We start from the raw sequence: 16,064 nt of genomic DNA, 5'->3' as shown, positions 1-16,064 counted from the left end.
GGAGAGGGCCGCTGCACCACCGGGTGCAGCGGCCCTCTCGGCCAGGACCACGTCAGTGGACGTCGCCCATCAGCTTGTTGACCTTGCTGCGGTACATCCACACCGCGACACCCGCGATCACGGCGAGCACCGCCTCCAGGGCGACGAAGCCCGTCTTGTCGAGGTTGACCCCGCCGACGGCCGGGTTCGACAACAGGGCCGTGACCGAGTCGCCCGCGGTGACCGCGAGGAACCAGACGCCCATCATCTGGGAGGCGTACTTCTTCGGCGCCATCTTCGTCGTCACGGACAGACCCACCGGGGACAGCGTCAGCTCACCGACGGTCTGCACGAAGTAGATCGCGGCCAGCCACATCGCCGCGGCCTTGTGGCCGCCCTCGGCGATGGACAGCGGGGCGAGGAAGACGAAGAAGGACGCACCGATCAGGATCAGACCGGAGGCGAACTTCACGATGGTGCTCGGCTCGCTGCCGCGCCGGTTCAGCCACAGCCACAGCCAGGCGAAGACCGGCGCCAGAGCCATCACCATCACCGGGTTGACCGACTGGTACCAGGAGACCGGGAAGCCCCAGCCGAGGATCGTGTTCTTGGCCGAGCTGCTCGCGAACAGCGACAGGGTCGAACCACCCTGGTCGTAGATCATCCAGAAGACGGCGGCGGCGGCGAAGAACCAGATGTACGCCCGCACCTTCGACTTCTCGGCCGGCTCCAGGTCCTTGTCCCGCAGCATCCGGCCGATGACCAGGATCGGCACGATCAGGCCGATGACGGTGAGCGGGATCAGCGCCCAGTTGAGAGTGAAGTGGCCGGTGCCGCCGACGAGGCCGTAGAAGACGACCGCGACGGCCAGCCAGATCAGGCCCTTGCGCAGGGTGGCGGCCTTCTCCTGGGCGGTGAGCGGGGTCGGGACCACGCTGCTCCGCTCGCTCAGGTGGCGACTGCCCAGCAGGTACTGGGCCAGGCCCAGCGCCATGCCGAGCGCGGCCATCGCGAAGCCCAGGTGCCAGTTGACGTTCTCACCGACGGTGCCGATGGCGAACGGCGCGACGAAGGCGCCCAGGTTGATGCCGATGTAGAAGAGCGTGAAGCCGCCGTCCCGGCGCGGGTCCTCGGGACCCTTGTAGAGGTGGCCGACCATGGTCGAGATGTTGGCCTTGAGCAGACCCGAACCGATGGCGACCAGACCCAGGCCGACGAAGAAGCTCGCGGCCGCGGGCAGCGCGAGGCACAGGTGGCCGAGCATGATGATCAGACCCGCGACGGCGACCGTCTTGCGGGGACCGAGGAAGCGGTCCGCGACCCAGCCGCCGGGCAGGGCGAGCAGGTACACGAGCGACACGTACACCGAGTAGATCGCAGTCGCCGTGCCCGCGTTCAGGTGCAGGCCACCCGGGGCCACGAGGTAGAGCGGGAGCAGGGCCCTCATGCCGTAGTAGGAGAAACGCTCCCACATCTCGGTCATGAAGAGGGTGGCCAGTCCGCGAGGGTGGCCGAAGAAGGTCTTCTCGGAGCCGGGGGTGTCCGGGCGGACCGAGTCCTTCGTCAGGCTGGACGCCATGGTCGTTCCTTGCTGTGCTGGTGGGGGTTTACCGCACACAAAAGAGACCTTCGGCGTCAAGTGGTTGCCAAAGGTCCCCGCAGTGCTACAGGCGTTGTTTCACCATACGGCAGGACAGTGCCGGATATGGAAGGACTTGAGACCGGAATCACAGGTGGAGGTGGAACCCTACACACCTTTTCCAAGGTCTCTCCGACGATGGCACCGCACAGACACAGGTTCGTCTCGGAGCGTCCGAAGGTAAGAATCACGGGTGCCGATCACACCACAGCACCTGTCAAGAGCGGACTACCATCACCTCATGACCCGTGTACTGCTCGCCGAGGACGACGCGTCCATCTCGGAGCCGCTGGCCCGTGCCCTGCGCCGGGAAGGTTACGAGGTCGAGGTGCGCGAGGACGGACCCACCGCGCTCGACGCCGGAAACGCCGGCGGCATCGACCTGGTCGTGCTGGACCTCGGTCTGCCCGGCATGGACGGCCTCGAGGTCGCCCGCCGGCTGCGCGCCGAAGGCCACACCGTGCCGATCCTCATCCTGACCGCGCGTGCCGACGAGGTGGACACCGTCGTCGGCCTCGACGCGGGCGCCGACGACTACGTCACCAAGCCGTTCCGCCTCGCCGAACTGCTCGCCCGTGTCCGGGCCCTGCTGCGGCGCGGTGCGGCCGAGCCGGCGCAGCCGCCCGCCACGCACGGCGTGCGGATCGACGTCGAGTCGCACCGGGCGTGGATGGGCGACGAGGAACTCCAGCTCACCGCCAAGGAGTTCGACCTGCTGCGGGTGCTGGTGCGGGACGCCGGCCGGGTCGTCACCCGGGACCAGTTGATGCGCGAGGTGTGGGACACCACCTGGTGGTCGTCCACCAAGACCCTCGACATGCACATCTCCTGGCTGCGCAAGAAGTTGGGCGACGACGCGGCGAACCCCCGGTACATCGCCACCGTGCGGGGTGTGGGTTTCCGGTTCGAGAAGAGCTAGCAGTAGCCGGTCGGAGTCGGCAGGGCCCCGAGGCACACTGGTCGTCGTAAAGCCACTGCCCGGAGGGCCTCGTGCGTCGTCGTCTCATCCAGTCCACGCTTGCCGTCGTGCTCGTGGTCATCGCCGTCTTCGGCGTGTCTCTCGTCATCGTCGAGACGCGGACCATCAGCAACAGTGCCCAGGAGCGGGTGAGCTCCGAGGCGCAGCGGCTGGCCAGCATCGTGGACAGCCGGCTCATCGGGGCCGGGACGGTCAGCGCGGAGGTGCTGAAGGGACAGGTCACGGGGGAGCGGTACGCCGTGATCGAGATCCCGGGGCAGTCGGCCATCGCGGTCGGCACCAAGCCCGAGGGCGAGGTCATCCGCGGCCGGGCCACCGGTGAGGAGGGCGAGCGGGTCGTCGTCGAGGAGCCGCGTTCGACCGTGAGCCGGGAGGTCGGCCGCACGCTGCTGATCATCGGGCTGGTCGCGCTGCTCGCCGTGGTGGCCGCCGTACTGCTGGCGATCCGGCAGGCCAACCGGCTCGCCTCCCCGCTCACCGACCTCGCGGAGACCGCCGAGCGGCTCGGCTCCGGCGATCCGCGGCCCCGCCACAAGCGGTACGGCGTTCCCGAGCTGGACCGGGTGGCGGACGTCCTGGACTCCTCCGCCGAGCGCATCGGCCGCATGCTCACCGCCGAGCGGCGCCTGGCCGCCGACGCCTCCCATCAGCTGCGCACACCGCTGACCGCGCTGTCGATGCGGCTGGAGGAGATCACCCTCACCGACGACCCGGACACGGTGAAGGAGGAGGCCAATGTCGCCCTCACCCAGGTCGAGCGGCTCACGGACGTGGTCGAGCGGCTGCTGACCAACGCCCGTGACCCCCGTACCGGCAGTGCCGTCTCCTTCGACCTCGACGAGGTCATCCAGCAGCAGCTCGCCGAGTGGCGGCCCGCCTACCGCCAGGCCGGGCGGGCGATCGTCAGCTCCGGCAAACGGCATCTGCAGGCGGTCGGCACACCGGGCGCGGTCGCACAGGTGCTGGCGGCGCTGATCGAGAACTCGCTGATGCACGGCGGGGGCACGGTGGCGCTGCGGACCCGGGTGACAGGCAACCAGGCGGTCGTGGAGGTCACCGACGAGGGGCCGGGCGTGCCCGCCGACCTCGGTGCGCGGATCTTCGAGCGCACGATCAGCGGACGGAACTCCACGGGCATCGGTCTGGCGGTGGCGCGGGACCTGGCGGAGGCGGACGGCGGCCGCCTGGAGATGCTGCAGACCCAGCCGCCGGTGTTCGGGCTCTTCCTGTCCCGCACCCCGCTGAAGCGGCCACCGGCGGAGGACGAGGAGCCGATGGTCCGCTGAGCCCGGTCCCCCTGGGCGGCGGTGTGGCTCACGTGGGAGGGGTGGTTCCGGCAGGGGCGGCTCGGTTCGGGGTCTCGGCCGGGTCCGGGTACGCCGTTGAGGCGGCGCTCGGCGGAGGACGGGTCCGCTGAGCCCGGTCCCCCTGGGCGGCGGTGTGGCTCACGTGGGAGGGGCGGTTCCGGCAGGGGCGCTCGGTTCGGGGTCTCGGCCGGGTCCGGGTACGCCGTTGAGGCGGCGGTCGGCGGAGGCGAGGAGCCTGGTGACGCCGAAAGCCCCCGGCGGCGGCCGGGGGGCGGCGGTTCGGGAGGCTCAGCGCCTCGGCACAGCGGGCGGAGCGCTCAGCTCACGCGGGCCTCGGGCTTCGGGCGGCGGGCCTCGGCCGCTTCGGCCTCCTCCAGGATCGATTCGGCGTCGGCGACGGCCTCGTGGGCCGGCAGTGCCTTGAACACCCACGAGCGGTACGACCAGAACCGGAACAGCGTGCCGAGCCCGATGCCGACGACCTTGAAGATGTTGCGCTCCAGCGAGCTGTCCCAGCCGAAGCCGTAGATGGCCGCGTAGAGGATGCCGTTCTCGATCACCAGGCCGACCGCGCTGAAGGCCAGGAAGAGGGTGAGCTCCTTCGTCCGGGCGCTCTTGTCGCGGTCACGGTAGGTGAAGTAGCGGAACCCCAGGTAGTTGACGCCGATCGCGACCACCGTGGCGATCACGTTGGCGCGTACGGCCTGCAGGCTCGTGAGGTGCCAGAGCAGATTGGAGACTCCGAAGTTGACGACGGTGCCCAGGGCACCCACCGCACCGAACTTGGCAATCTCGTGTGCGAGCCTTCGCAGCCCGGCGGAACCATGTCCCATGGCCGTGCAGGCCCCCATTCGGTCGGTTTCGTCAACTCAGCCATGCTAACCACCCCCCTTCTCAAACGCTTGTCGTTGGGTTCACAGACGGGATAGAGGTGGGGAAGAAGACCGGAAAAGCCCGGAAAGGCAGGAGTAAGAGACCCCGGAAACGGCCGGAAACCGGCCGACGTGGCGTGGCCGATACCCTAGGAGCGTGACGTTCCCCGTAGTCGGCATGGTCGGCGGAGGCCAGCTCGCTCGTATGACACACGAGGCAGGCATTCCGCTCGGCATCAGGTTCAAGCTCCTCAGTGACACCCCTCAGGACTCCGCGGCGCAGGTCGTCGGCGATGTCGTCATCGGCGACTATCGCGACCTCGACACGCTGCGCGAGTTCGCGAAGGGCTGCGATGTGATCACCTTCGACCACGAACACGTACCCACCGAGCACCTCAGGGCGCTGGAGGCGGACGGCATCCCCGTGCGTCCCGGCCCCGACGCGCTCGTGCACGCCCAGGACAAGGGCGTGATGCGCGCGCGGCTCGATGCGATCGGCGTGCCGTGCCCGCGGCACCGGATCGTGACCGATCCGGCGGACGTGGCCGCCTTCGCGGCGGAGGGCGACGGCTTCCCCGTCGTCCTCAAGACCGTCCGCGGCGGATACGACGGCAAGGGCGTGTGGGTCGTCGACGACGTGACCGAGGCCGAGGACCCGTTCCGCGCGGGCGTCCCGGTCCTCGCCGAGGAGAAGGTCGACTACGTACGGGAGCTGGCGGCGAACGTCGTGCGCTCCCCGCACGGCCAGGCGGTCGCCTACCCCGTCGTCGAGTCCCAGCAGGTGAACGGCGTCTGCGACACCGTGATCGCGCCCGCGCCCGACCTGGACGAGGCCGTCGCCCTGCGGGCGGAGGAGATGGCCCTGCGCATCGCCAAGGAACTGGACGTCGTCGGCCACCTCGCCGTCGAGCTGTTCCAGACCCGCGACGGCCGCATCCTCGTCAACGAGCTCGCGATGCGCCCCCACAACTCCGGCCACTGGACCCAGGACGGCGCGATAACCTCCCAGTTCGCCAACCACGTCCGCGCGGTCCTCGACCTCCCGCTCGGCGACCCGCGTCCGCGCGCCAAGTGGACCGTGATGGTCAACGTCCTCGGCGGCGACTACCCGGACATGTACTCCGCGTATCTGCACTGCATGGCCCGCGACCCCCAGCTGAAGATCCACATGTACGGCAAGGACGTGAAGCCCGGCCGCAAAGTGGGCCACGTCAACACCTACGGCGACGACCTGGACGACGTCCTCGAGCGCGCACGTCACGCAGCCGGTTACCTGAGAGGCACGATCACCGAATGAGCACCGCTGCCGGCCCCCTCGTGGGCATCGTCATGGGTTCGGACTCCGACTGGCCCGTGATGGAGGCCGCCGCCCAGGCCCTCGACGAGTTCGAGATCGACTACGAGGTCGACGTCGTCTCCGCGCACCGCATGCCGCGCGAGATGATCACGTACGGCGAGCAGGCCGCCGAGCGGGGACTCAAGGTGATCATCGCGGGCGCCGGGGGCGCCGCCCACCTGCCCGGGATGCTCGCCTCCGTCACCCCGCTGCCGGTCATCGGCGTCCCGGTGCCGCTGAAGTACCTGGACGGCATGGACTCCCTGCTGTCGATCGTGCAGATGCCGGCCGGGGTGCCCGTCGCGACCGTGTCCGTCGCCGGCGCCCGCAACGCGGGTCTGCTCGCGGCCCGCATCCTGGCCACCCAGGACGAGGAACTCCTCGGCCGTATGCGGGAGTTCCAGCAGGAGCTGAACGACCAGGCCACCGAGAAGGGCAAGCGCCTGCGCGCCAAGGTCGAGGGGTCGAACGGCTTCGGCTTCGGCTCCCGGAAGTGACGGCGATGACCTCCGCCGCACTGCAGGCGGCCCGGGAGCTCCTCACCGAGTTCCCGGTCGTCGACGGCCACAACGACCTGCCCTGGGCGCTGCGCGGGCAGGTCCGCTACGACCTCGACGCCCGCGACATCGCCGTACGCCAGAACGCCCATCTGCACACCGACATCCCGCGCCTGCGCGAGGGCGGCGTCGGCGCGCAGTACTGGTCGGTGTACGTCCGCTCCGATCTGCCGGACGCGGTGCCCGCGACGCTCGAACAGATCGACTGCGTACGGCAGTTGCTGGCGCGCTACCCGGCGGACCTGGCGCCCGCGCTGACGGCCGCCGACATGGAGGCGGCGCGCAGGGACGGCCGTATCGCCTCCCTCATGGGCGCGGAGGGCGGGCACTCCATCGCCTGCTCGCTCGGCACGCTGCGCGGTCTGTACGGGCTGGGTGTGCGCTACATGACGCTCACCCACAACGACAACATCCCGTGGGCGGACTCGGCGACCGACGAGCCGAGCGTCGGCGGCCTCACGGCCTTCGGCCGCGAGGTGGTCCGGGAGATGAACCGGCTCGGCATGCTCGTCGACCTCTCGCACGTGGCGGCGACGACGATGCGGGACGCGCTGGACGCCACGTCCGCGCCGGTGATCTTCTCCCACTCCTCCTCCCGGGCCGTCTGCGACCACCCGCGGAACATCCCCGACGACGTGCTGGAGCGGCTGCCCGCGAACGGTGGCGTGGCGATGGTGACGTTCGTGCCGAAGTTCGTGCTCCAGGCGGCCGTGGACTGGACGGCGGCCGCGGACGAGAACCTGCGCTCGCACGGCTTCCACCACCTCGAGACGACCCCGGAGGCGATGAAGGTGCACCGCGCCTTCGAGGAGCGCAACCCGCGCCCGGTCGCCACGGTCTCCACGGTCGCCGACCACCTGGACCACATGCGCGAGGTCGCCGGCATCGACCATCTCGGCATCGGCGGCGACTACGACGGCACGGCCTTCACCCCGGACGGCCTGAACGATGTCTCGGGCTATCCGAACCTGATCGCCGAACTCCTGGACCGAGGCTGGTCGAAGCCCGACCTGGCCAAGCTGACCTGGCAGAACTCGGTACGGGTGCTGGCCGCGGCGGAGGACGTGGCCCGCGAGCTCCAAGCGACCCGCCCGCCGTCCAACGCGACCATCGAGTCCCTGGACGGCTGACCGCCGGGGCGGGGCGTTTCGGGATCCGCCAACCGCTGGTCGGTTCCGGTACCCCCGAACGCCCCGTTCACCAGGAAGCGCCCCGCGCCCCCGTGCGACGGTGACCGTACCCCTTGGGGACGATTCACGACGTACGGAGCCCGCCATGGCAGACCTCCAGGACGACGAACTGCAGACCATCGGGGAGCTTGACGGCATCGGCCTGCCGGACCCCTTCAAGGCCGGGTCCTACCAGCCCGTCTCCGATCCGGGCGCCGACCCCGTGGAGCGCGCCCATGCCATCCTCGCCGTCCATCCCGTCGCCGACGGTTACAACGGGCTCCCCTGGGCCCTCAGGCATCTGTCCTGGTACGACCTGGAACTCGGCGAGAGCGATGTCGAGACGGATGTGCCGCGGCTGCACGAGGGGCACGTCGGCATGCTGTTCGGGTCGCTGCACCTGCCGGAGGGCATCGACGGCGACCGGATCGTCGCGGCCACCCTGGAGCAGCTGGACCTCGTGAACATCGTGGCGCGCGCCCATCCCGAGGGGCTGCGCCTCGTCTGCACCGCCGGAGAGGCCACCGACGCCCACAACTGCGGCCGTATCGCCGTGCTGCTCGGCCCCGCCGAAGCCGCCGCGCTCGGCGACTCCCTCGGCATCCTGCGCGCCCTGCACACCCTGGGCCTGCGCGTCCTCACGCTGTCCGGGGTGTCCTGGGCGAGCGAGGACGGGCTCACCCGGTTCGGCGAGGAGGTCCTGCGGGAGATGAACCGGCTCGGTGTGCTCGCCGACCTCTCCGGTGCCTCCTCCGACACCGTCCGCCGCACCCTGGCGGTCTCCAGGGCGCCGGTCCTGTTCACCCGCTCCGCCTCCGCCACCCTGCGCCCCCACCCGGCCAACCTCTGCGACGACCTGCTCACCCGGCTGGGGGCCGCCAAGGGCCTGTGCATGGTGCCGCTGACACCGGACCAGACGGGCCCGTCCGTCCAGGACGTCGCCGATCACCTCGACCATGTGCGCGAGGTGGCGGGCCCGGACTGCGTCGGCCTGTCCGGCACCTACGACGCCGGCACCGCCCACCCCCAGGACCTGGGCGACGCCTCCTGCTACCCGCACCTCATCGCCGAACTTCTGCGCCGCGGCTGGTCCGAGCCCGACGTCGCCCTGCTGACCTGGGGAAACGTACAGCGCGTGCTGCGTACGGCCGACTTCACGGCCCGCGCGCTGCAGGAGCGCCGGGAGCCCTCGACGGCGACGATCGCGCAGGCCGACGGCCGGTCTACGGTTCGCTGATCCGGCACAGGCAGAACGGATGCCCGGCCGGGTCGGCGTACACCTGGAAGTCCTTCTTCTCCCGGTCCTCCAGGTCCAGCGGCCGCGCCCCCAGCGCCAGCACCTTCTCGTGCGCCGCGTCGATCTCCTCCCAGGTCGACCCTGCGTCGAAGTCGAGGTGGAACTGCTGTGAGTTGCGGTCCGCACGCGGCCACTCGGGGGGCGTGAGGCCCTCCGCCCGCTGGAAGGCGAGCCGGGGCCCGCCGGGGATGTGCAGGACGACCCAGTCGGGGTCCTCCTCCTCGGGCGTACCGCCCGCGACGCCCGCGTAGAAGCGGGCGAGTGCGCGCGGGTCGGGGCAGTCGAGGACGACGGAGCGGAAGCGGGCCACTGGCATGGTGTCCTCCCGGTTCAGCAGGCGCAGAGACAGAACGGGTGCCCGGCCGGATCCGCGTAAACCCGCCAGGTGCGCGAGCGGTCGTCGGCGTCCAGGGGCTTGGCGCCGAGCGCCAGCACACCCGCCTCGGCCGCGTCCAGGTCCTCGACGGTCAGGTCCAGGTGGAACTGCTGCGAGTGGTCGGGCGCGGGCCATTCGGGGGCGACGAAGCCGGGGGAGGCCTGGAAGGCCAGCGCCCGGCCGTCGGGGGTGGTGAGGTCCGCCCAGCCGTCCTCCGTCTCCACGGTGCCGCCCAGCACCTCGGCGTAGAACCCGGCCAGCGCGCTCGGGTCGGGACAGTCCAGGACGACGGCGCCCAGTTTGGCGAGAGCCATGACTTCCTCCTGCGTTACCTGTAGATGCGGTCATGCAGTAACGGTTACTGCATGCTGCCTCATTGGAGGTAACGTCGCAAGCATGAGTGAGAGATCGGCCGCGCCGGGGAGCCTGGTCCTGGTCGAGTCCCTGGTGAACACGCTGGACATCGAGTCCGGCGCCGACGCGCTGGACACGGCGGACGGCCGGGCGCGGTTCGGTCTCGCGGAGGCGGAGGTGCCGGCCGCGCGCGAGCTGCGCGAGTCGCTGCGCGCCGTACTGCTCGCCCACGCCGGTCATCCGCCGCACGCCACGGTGACGCCCCTGGGCGCACTGTTGGCCTCGGCGCCCCTGCGCGTGACCGTCGACACCGCGGACGGCTCGGCGGCCCTCGCCCCGGCCGACGCGGGCCCCCTGCTCTCCCGAGTCGCCGCCGCCGTCGCCGAATCACTCGTCGCCGGTACCTGGCTGCGCCTGAAGGCCTGCGAGTCGGTCACCTGCCACTGGGCGTACTACGACCGCAGTCCGGCAGGGCGCGGCCGCTGGTGCTCCATGCAGGTGTGCGGGGCGCGCGCGAAAATGCGCCGGTACCGGGCGAAGTAGTTCTCCGGCAGCGCCCTCGGCCGGTGGTGCAGAATGCAACAAGACGCCGGTTCGGCCGACTGAGCCTCGGCCGAACCGGCGTCCCCTCTTGATTGTTCGTTCGCCTCCGGGGCGCTTTCAGCCCCTACGGCTCTCTCACGCTGTAGGGCGCCCCATGGCCCGGTACGTCCACCCGGCCTTGCGCCACAGCTCCGGGTCGAGGGCGTTGCGCCCGTCCAGAATCACCCGGGCCGCCGCGACCTCGCCCAGCTGCGCCGGGTCCAGCTCGCGGAACTCCCGCCACTCCGTCAGGTGCAGCACCACGTCGGCGCCCCGCACGGCCTCCAGCGCCGTGTCGGCGTAGCCCAGCGTCGGGAAGACCTTGCGGGCGTTGTCCATGCCCTTCGGGTCGTACACGGTGACCTGGCCGCCCTGGAGGTGGATCTGACCGGCGACGTTCAGGGCGGGGGAGTCGCGGACGTCGTCCGAGTCGGGCTTGAAGGTGGCGCCGAGCACCGCGACCCGCTTGCCCAGGAAGGGCCCGCCGCCGAGCGCCTGCCGGGCCAGCTCCACCATCTGCCCGCGCTGCCGCATGTTGATCGAGTCGATCTCGCGCAGGAAGGTCAGCGCCTGGTCGGCGCCGAGCTCACCGGCGCGCGCCATGAAGGCCCGGATGTCCTTGGGCAGACAGCCGCCGCCGAACCCGATCCCCGCCCGCAGGAACTTCTTGCCGATCCGGTCGTCGTACCCGATCGCCTCGGCGAGCTTGGTGACGTCACCGCCCGAGGCCTCGCACATCTCCGCCATCGCGTTGATGAAGGAGATCTTGGTGGCGAGGAAGGAGTTCGCGGAGGTCTTCACCAGCTCGGCGGTCGGGAAGTCGGTGACGACGAACGGCGTCCCCTCGGCGAGCGGCGTCGCGTACACCTCGCGCAGCAGCTTCTCCGCCCGCTCGCTGCGGACGCCGACCACGATCCGGTCGGGGTGCAGGGTGTCGTCGACGGCGAAGCCCTCGCGCAGGAACTCGGGGTTCCAGGCCAGCTCGGCGTCCTCGCCGGCCGGAGAGTTCTCGACGAGGAAGCGGGCCAGCCGGTCGGCGGACCCCACCGGCACGGTCGACTTGCCGACGACCAGGGCGGGCCCGGTCAGATGCGGCGCCAGCGAGGCGAAGGCGGAGTCGACGTACGACATGTCGCAGGCGTACTCGCCGTGCTTCTGCGGGGTGTTGATGCACAGGAAGTGGACGTCGCCGAAGGCCCCCACCTCGGCCCAGTCCATCGTGACGCGCAGCCGCCCGGTGGATCCCTCGATCCCGGCGACGTGCTTGCGCAGCAGCTCGTCCAGGCCCGGCTCGAACATCGGGGCCTCGCCCCGCGCCAGCTTCTCGATCTTCTCCGGTACGACGTCCAGGGCGAGCACCTCGAAGCCCAGCTCCGCCATCGCGGCGGCGTGTGTCGCGCCGAGATAGCCGGTGCCGATCACGGTGATCCTGAGGGCCATGGGTGCTCCAGAGAGGGACGTGGTGGGTGCCGAGCCGAGCATAGTCGGGCCGCTTGCCGGGCACTTTTCCCGCTGTCGCCAAGCTCACGTATCACTCCCGTGGGCGGCCCCCTAAAATTTGAGTTACTTAACGGTAATTAGCGCCATCACCACAGTGCGTCAGAAGCGTCCTTGGAGCGTGAGAAACCTTGGCCGGATCGGCTGACTTCGACCTGTACCGCCCGTCCGAGGAGCACGACATGCTCCGCGACGCGATCCGTTCACTGGCCGAGGCGAAGATCGCGCCCTACGCCGCCGTCGTGGACGAGGAGGCCCGCTTCCCGCAGGAGGCCCTGGAGGCCCTGGTCGCGAACGACCTGCACGCGGTGCACGTCCCCGAGGAGTACGGCGGCGCGGGCGCCGACGCGCTGGCGACGGTCATCGTGATCGAGGAGGTGGCGCGCGTGTGCGTCTCCTCGTCCCTGATCCCGGCCGTGAACAAGCTGGGCTCCCTGCCGGTGATCCTCTCCGGCTCCGAGGAGCTGAAGAAGAAGTACATGGGCCCGCTCGCCAAGGGCGACGCGATGTTCTCGTACTGCCTCTCCGAGCCGGACGCGGGCTCCGACGCGGCCGGCATGAAGACGAAGGCGGTCCGCGACGGCGACCACTGGGTGCTCAACGGCGTGAAGCGCTGGATCACCAACGCGGGCGTCTCCGAGTACTACACGGTGATGGCCGTGACGGACCCGTCCAAGCGCTCGAAGGGCATATCGGCCTTCGTCGTCGAGAAGTCCGACGAGGGCGTCTCCTTCGGCGCCCCGGAGAAGAAGCTCGGCATCAAGGGCTCCCCGACCCGCGAGGTCTACCTCGACAACGTCCGCATCCCCGCCGACCGCATGATCGGCGAGGAGGGCACCGGCTTCGCCACGGCGATGAAGACCCTCGACCACACCCGCATCACCATCGCCGCCCAGGCGCTGGGTGTCGCGCAGGGCGCCCTCGACTACGCCAAGGGCTATGTCCAGGAGCGCAAGCAGTTCGGCAAGCCGATCGCCGACTTCCAGGGCATCCAGTTCATGCTGGCCGACATGGCCATGAAGGTCTCCGCCGCCCGCGCCCTCACCTACCAGGCCGCGGCCGCCTCCGAGCGCGGCGACAAGGACCTGACCTTCCAGGGCGCCGCCGCCAAGTGCTTCGCCTCGGACGTGGCGATGGAGGTCACCACGGACGCGGTGCAGCTGCTCGGCGGTTACGGCTACACCCGTGACTACCCGGTGGAGCGCATGATGCGCGACGCGAAGATCACCCAGATCTACGAGGGCACCAACCAGGTCCAGCGCATCGTGATGGCGCGGAACCTGCCGTAACGGTCGGTCTGCTGTGCGGTGAAGGGCGTCCCCGGTTGGCGCCCTTCAGTCGTCCAGCCCCTCCGCCGCCCGCTTCTCGCGCAGCTCCATGATCGCCCGCCGCCGCGCCAGCCGGTGGGTGCGGCGGATCTGGGCCTCCTGGTAGCGGCGCCGGTCCTTCTCCGTCTCCGGCAGCACCGGCGGCACCCGGCGGGGCTTGCCGTCGGCGTCCACCGCGGCGAAGACCAGATAGGCGGAGCCGACCTGGGTGGGCGGGGTCGACTCGTTCCAGCGCTCGGCCAGGACCCGGACCCCGACCTCCATCGACGTCCGGCCGGTCCAGTTGACCTGCGCCTTGACGTGTACCAGGTCGCCGACGCGGACCGGCTCCAGGAACGCCATCTCGTCCATCGACGCCGTGACGGCGGGGCCGCCGCTGTGCCGCCCTGCCACCGCGCCCGCCGCGTCGTCCACCAGCTTCATGATCACGCCGCCGTGCACCGTGCCCAGAAGGTTCGTGTCATTGTGCGTCATGATGTGACTGAGCGTGGTCCGGGACGCCGAGGTGGGCTTGCCAGGAACCTCCGGTATATCCGAGGTGTCCGATTCCGTGGCGGGGGCCTGGTCTGTCATGGCCCCCACCTTATGACGAGGCCACATCTGCGGACTTTGTGTTGGCTTCGCAACAGGCGTGCCCTGATTTTCCTACGACCCTTGTGAAGGGCATGGCTGCTCCCGGCACACTGGGCCCCATGAACGATTGGCCCGAGGCATGGTCCGACGACAACCGCAACCGGTACGGACGCGGCAGCGCGAGCGCGCACCCCGAGGGTGCCCGCGCGATGCGGCAGGTCCGCCGGCCTGCCTCGGGCGGGTACGGGGGCCCCGGCCCGTCCGCCCCGCCGTACGGCGGCGGGGTGCCCCAGCAGCCCTCGTACGTCAACGGCCGGGGGTACGGCGGTGACGACACCGCCGTCGACGGCTACGACAGCGGCTACAACACCGGCCAGGTCTACGGCTCGCCCGGCGGCGGAGGGCCGGGCGGCTCGGGCGACCGGGGCGAGTACAGGCCGCGGCCGAACTGGCGGCGCCGTATCAAGTGGACCGCGATCACACTGGTGACTGCGCTGGCCGTGACGTCGGTCGCCACGTACTTCTGGGCCGACGGCAAGCTGCACCGGGACGTGGACCTGTCCACGGTCATCGACCGGCCGGCCTCGGGCGACGGCACGAACTACCTGATCGTCGGCTCCGACAGCCGGGCCGGGCTGTCCTCCGAGCAGAAGAAGCAGCTGCACACCGGTTCCGCTGAGGGCAAGCGGACCGACTCGATGATGATCCTGCACGTCGGCGACAGCGGCGACACGCTCATATCGCTGCCCCGCGACTCGAACGTGACGATCCCCTCCTACAAGGGGTCGACCTCCGGCAAGACGTACCCGGCCACCGGCCGGCAGACCAAGCTGAACGCCGCCTACGCGGAGGACGGGCCGACGCTGCTCGTCCGCACGGTCGAGGCCAACATGGGCCTGCACATCGACCACTACGTGGAGATCGGCTTCGCCGGCTTCGCGAACATCGTGGACGCGGTCGGCGGTGTCACGATCAACATCGACAAGGGCTTCAAGGACAAGTACTCGGGCGCCGACTTCAAGGCCGGCGAGCAGACCCTGAACGGCGAGCAGGCCCTGGCCTTCGTCCGCACCCGGCACGCCTTCGCCACCTCCGACCTGCAGCGCACCAAGAACCAGCAGAAGTTCCTCTCCGCGCTGGCGCACCAGGTGGCCACCCCGTCGACGGTCCTGAACCCCTTCAAGCTGTATCCGACGCTGGGCGCGGGTCTGGACTCGCTCACCGTCGACAAGGACATGAGCCTGTGGGACCTGGCGTCCATGTTCTGGGCGATGAAGGGCGTCAGCGGCGGTGACGGCACCTCGATGAACATGCCGATCTCCGGTTCCGTCGGCGGCAACCTCCTCTGGGACAAGGCGAAGGTCAAGACGCTGGTGGACGAGCTGAACAACGACCAGAAGGTCACGGTCTCGGGTGGCTGAGCGGCCTGGCAGAGCACCGTTCGACGCGGTGCTCTGCGACGTGGACAACGTGATCCGGTTCTACGACCCCTCCGGGCTGCACGCCCTGGAGCGGGCCGCCGGGCTCGCCGAGGGCACCACCGCGAAGGTCGCCTTCGCCCCGGAGACCGCTCTGCCGGTGCTGCTGGGCCACGTCGACCTGCAGGAGTGGGTGCAGGCGATCGCCGAGGGGCTGTCCGGGTCGGTCCCTGAAGCCACCGCCTGGGACCTGGGCACGGCCCTGCTGGAGTCCCCCTTCTCGGCCGACGAGACGGTGGTCGCGCTGCTGCGCCGGGCGCGCACCCGCGTGCCGCTCGTCCTCGTCAGCAACGCCACCGTCCGTCTCGAGGACGACCTCACCGCGCTCGGCCTCGCCGACCTCGCGGACGACATCGTCAACAGCGCCCGCGTAGCCCTCGCCAAGCCGGACCCGCGCATCTACCGCCTGGCAGCCGACCTGGCAGGCACACGCCCCGAACGCTGCCTGTTCATAGACGACACCGAGGAAAACACCGAGGCGGCAGCGGCCCTGGGAATGCAGCCGGTGCACTTCCGCACGTCGGCGGACCTGGAACGGGCACTGGAGCCACTCTTCACGCCGTAGCCCTCGTAGCCTGCGGGCGCTCGCGGCCCCGTAGCCCATCGGCATTCGTGCCGCCCTAGCCTTCGGGCATACGTGCCGCCTAGGGCGGCACGGGTGGGCGCAGGCGGCACCCCGCACCGCCGGGCTCGCGCAACCGCCGTGACCGAGGGCACCCCACACACAGGTGCCCTCGACCC

Annotated in this window: 16 protein-coding genes; 10 read left to right on the top strand and 6 right to left on the bottom strand. The window is 70.4% G+C overall.

The genetic code is table 11. The annotated features are described in order from the left end of the window. Nucleotides 1-52: 52 nt before the first annotated feature. Nucleotides 53-1,558: a peptide MFS transporter gene (locus tag ACIBW9_RS22790; protein ID WP_398957743.1), complete on the bottom strand. Its 1,506-nt coding sequence runs from the start codon at nt 1,556-1,558 to the stop codon at nt 53-55. A 301-nt stretch (nt 1,559-1,859) separates the two neighbouring features. Here ACIBW9_RS22790 and ACIBW9_RS22785 point away from each other — a divergent pair, with 301 nt between their 5' ends. Together ACIBW9_RS22785 and ACIBW9_RS22780 are read left to right on the top strand one after the other, a co-directional pair. Continuing rightward, entirely contained in the window at nt 1,860-2,537 is a 678-nt protein-coding gene (locus ACIBW9_RS22785) for a response regulator transcription factor (protein ID WP_030941720.1), read from the top strand. Nucleotides 2,538-2,608: 71 nt separating this feature from the next. Then, on the top strand, nt 2,609-3,883 hold the full coding sequence (locus ACIBW9_RS22780; RefSeq protein ID WP_398957741.1) for an ATP-binding protein: 1,275 nt from the start codon (nt 2,609-2,611) through the stop codon (nt 3,881-3,883). Between the two features lie 338 nt (nt 3,884-4,221). On the opposite strand, the gene ACIBW9_RS22775 is transcribed toward ACIBW9_RS22780, so the two are convergent. Then, nucleotides 4,222-4,737, bottom strand: a complete 516-nt coding sequence (locus tag ACIBW9_RS22775) for a GtrA family protein (protein ID WP_398957739.1) — start codon at nt 4,735-4,737, stop codon at nt 4,222-4,224. A gap of 196 nt (nt 4,738-4,933) precedes the next feature. On the opposite strand from ACIBW9_RS22775, the gene ACIBW9_RS22770 reads away from it, so the two are divergent. From ACIBW9_RS22770 to ACIBW9_RS22755, 4 genes are all read left to right on the top strand, one after another. Continuing rightward, nucleotides 4,934-6,073, top strand: coding sequence for a 5-(carboxyamino)imidazole ribonucleotide synthase (locus ACIBW9_RS22770; RefSeq protein ID WP_398957737.1), 1,140 nt, complete (start codon nt 4,934-4,936; stop codon nt 6,071-6,073). Nucleotides 6,074-6,105: 32 nt separating this feature from the next. Next, entirely contained in the window at nt 6,106-6,609 is a 504-nt protein-coding gene (gene purE / locus ACIBW9_RS22765) for a 5-(carboxyamino)imidazole ribonucleotide mutase (RefSeq protein WP_398958694.1), read from the top strand. 5 nt (nt 6,610-6,614) lie between these two features. Beyond that, complete coding sequence (locus ACIBW9_RS22760) at nt 6,615-7,799, top strand: dipeptidase (protein ID WP_398957735.1); 1,185 nt, start codon at nt 6,615-6,617, stop codon at nt 7,797-7,799. A gap of 145 nt (nt 7,800-7,944) precedes the next feature. Further along, nucleotides 7,945-9,075 carry a dipeptidase gene (locus tag ACIBW9_RS22755; RefSeq protein ID WP_398957732.1) on the top strand — a complete coding sequence of 377 codons (1,131 nt, stop codon included), beginning with the start codon at nt 7,945-7,947 and terminating at the stop codon, nt 9,073-9,075. Here the strand turns inward: ACIBW9_RS22755 and ACIBW9_RS22750 are convergent. Both ACIBW9_RS22750 and ACIBW9_RS22745 read right to left on the bottom strand, forming a co-directional pair. After that, nucleotides 9,062-9,451 carry a VOC family protein gene (locus tag ACIBW9_RS22750; RefSeq protein WP_266955999.1) on the bottom strand — a complete coding sequence of 130 codons (390 nt, stop codon included), beginning with the start codon at nt 9,449-9,451 and terminating at the stop codon, nt 9,062-9,064. The genes ACIBW9_RS22755 and ACIBW9_RS22750 overlap by 14 nt on opposite strands. Nucleotides 9,452-9,465: 14 nt before the next feature. Beyond that, nucleotides 9,466-9,825 carry a VOC family protein gene (locus ACIBW9_RS22745; protein ID WP_398957730.1) on the bottom strand — a complete coding sequence of 120 codons (360 nt, stop codon included), beginning with the start codon at nt 9,823-9,825 and terminating at the stop codon, nt 9,466-9,468. A gap of 82 nt (nt 9,826-9,907) precedes the next feature. Here ACIBW9_RS22745 and ACIBW9_RS22740 point away from each other — a divergent pair, with 82 nt between their 5' ends. Beyond that, nucleotides 9,908-10,408 carry a CGNR zinc finger domain-containing protein gene (locus tag ACIBW9_RS22740; RefSeq protein ID WP_398957727.1) on the top strand — a complete coding sequence of 167 codons (501 nt, stop codon included), beginning with the start codon at nt 9,908-9,910 and terminating at the stop codon, nt 10,406-10,408. Nucleotides 10,409-10,543: 135 nt separating this feature from the next. On the opposite strand, the gene ACIBW9_RS22735 is transcribed toward ACIBW9_RS22740, so the two are convergent. After that, nucleotides 10,544-11,887 carry a UDP-glucose dehydrogenase family protein gene (locus ACIBW9_RS22735; RefSeq protein WP_398957725.1) on the bottom strand — a complete coding sequence of 448 codons (1,344 nt, stop codon included), beginning with the start codon at nt 11,885-11,887 and terminating at the stop codon, nt 10,544-10,546. A 188-nt stretch (nt 11,888-12,075) separates the two neighbouring features. Here ACIBW9_RS22735 and ACIBW9_RS22730 point away from each other — a divergent pair, with 188 nt between their 5' ends. After that, nucleotides 12,076-13,233, top strand: coding sequence for an acyl-CoA dehydrogenase (locus tag ACIBW9_RS22730; protein WP_344402106.1), 1,158 nt, complete (start codon nt 12,076-12,078; stop codon nt 13,231-13,233). Between the two features lie 45 nt (nt 13,234-13,278). Here ACIBW9_RS22730 and ACIBW9_RS22725 read toward each other — a convergent pair whose 3' ends face one another. After that, nucleotides 13,279-13,872, bottom strand: a complete 594-nt coding sequence (locus tag ACIBW9_RS22725) for an acyl-CoA thioesterase (RefSeq protein WP_398957723.1) — start codon at nt 13,870-13,872, stop codon at nt 13,279-13,281. 92 nt (nt 13,873-13,964) lie between these two features. Here ACIBW9_RS22725 and ACIBW9_RS22720 point away from each other — a divergent pair, with 92 nt between their 5' ends. Together ACIBW9_RS22720 and ACIBW9_RS22715 are read left to right on the top strand one after the other, a co-directional pair. Beyond that, on the top strand, nt 13,965-15,266 hold the full coding sequence (locus ACIBW9_RS22720; protein WP_398957721.1) for an LCP family protein: 1,302 nt from the start codon (nt 13,965-13,967) through the stop codon (nt 15,264-15,266). Beyond that, a complete protein-coding gene (locus tag ACIBW9_RS22715) occupies nt 15,259-15,888 on the top strand; it encodes an HAD family hydrolase (RefSeq protein ID WP_398957719.1) in 630 nt (209 codons plus the stop codon). The genes ACIBW9_RS22720 and ACIBW9_RS22715 overlap by 8 nt, the downstream gene beginning before the upstream one ends. Nucleotides 15,889-16,064: the final 176 nt, after the last annotated feature.

It is taken from the genome of Streptomyces sp. NPDC049541, assembly GCF_044465725.1.
GTDB lineage: Bacteria > Actinomycetota > Actinomycetes > Streptomycetales > Streptomycetaceae > Streptomyces.
This window is presented reverse-complemented; position numbering and strand designations above follow the sequence as displayed.

Bases quoted from the DNA above. Each gene is read 5' to 3' on its own strand.
- ACIBW9_RS22790 (WP_398957743.1), bottom strand. From the start codon at position 1,558: ATGGCGTCCAGCCTGACGAAGGACTCGGTCCGCCCGGACACCCCCGGC.
- ACIBW9_RS22785 (WP_030941720.1), top strand. From the start codon at position 1,860: ATGACCCGTGTACTGCTCGCCGAGGACGACGCGTCCATCTCGGAGCCG.
- ACIBW9_RS22775 (WP_398957739.1), bottom strand. From the start codon at position 4,737: ATGGGACATGGTTCCGCCGGGCTGCGAAGGCTCGCACACGAGATTGCC.
- purE (WP_398958694.1), top strand. From the start codon at position 6,106: ATGGGTTCGGACTCCGACTGGCCCGTGATGGAGGCCGCCGCCCAGGCC.
- ACIBW9_RS22760 (WP_398957735.1), top strand. From the start codon at position 6,615: ATGACCTCCGCCGCACTGCAGGCGGCCCGGGAGCTCCTCACCGAGTTC.
- ACIBW9_RS22755 (WP_398957732.1), top strand. From the start codon at position 7,945: ATGGCAGACCTCCAGGACGACGAACTGCAGACCATCGGGGAGCTTGAC.
- ACIBW9_RS22750 (WP_266955999.1), bottom strand. From the start codon at position 9,451: ATGCCAGTGGCCCGCTTCCGCTCCGTCGTCCTCGACTGCCCCGACCCG.
- ACIBW9_RS22745 (WP_398957730.1), bottom strand. From the start codon at position 9,825: ATGGCTCTCGCCAAACTGGGCGCCGTCGTCCTGGACTGTCCCGACCCG.
- ACIBW9_RS22740 (WP_398957727.1), top strand. From the start codon at position 9,908: ATGAGTGAGAGATCGGCCGCGCCGGGGAGCCTGGTCCTGGTCGAGTCC.
- ACIBW9_RS22735 (WP_398957725.1), bottom strand. From the start codon at position 11,887: ATGGCCCTCAGGATCACCGTGATCGGCACCGGCTATCTCGGCGCGACA.
- ACIBW9_RS22725 (WP_398957723.1), bottom strand. From the start codon at position 13,872: ATGTGGCCTCGTCATAAGGTGGGGGCCATGACAGACCAGGCCCCCGCC.
- ACIBW9_RS22720 (WP_398957721.1), top strand. From the start codon at position 13,965: ATGAACGATTGGCCCGAGGCATGGTCCGACGACAACCGCAACCGGTAC.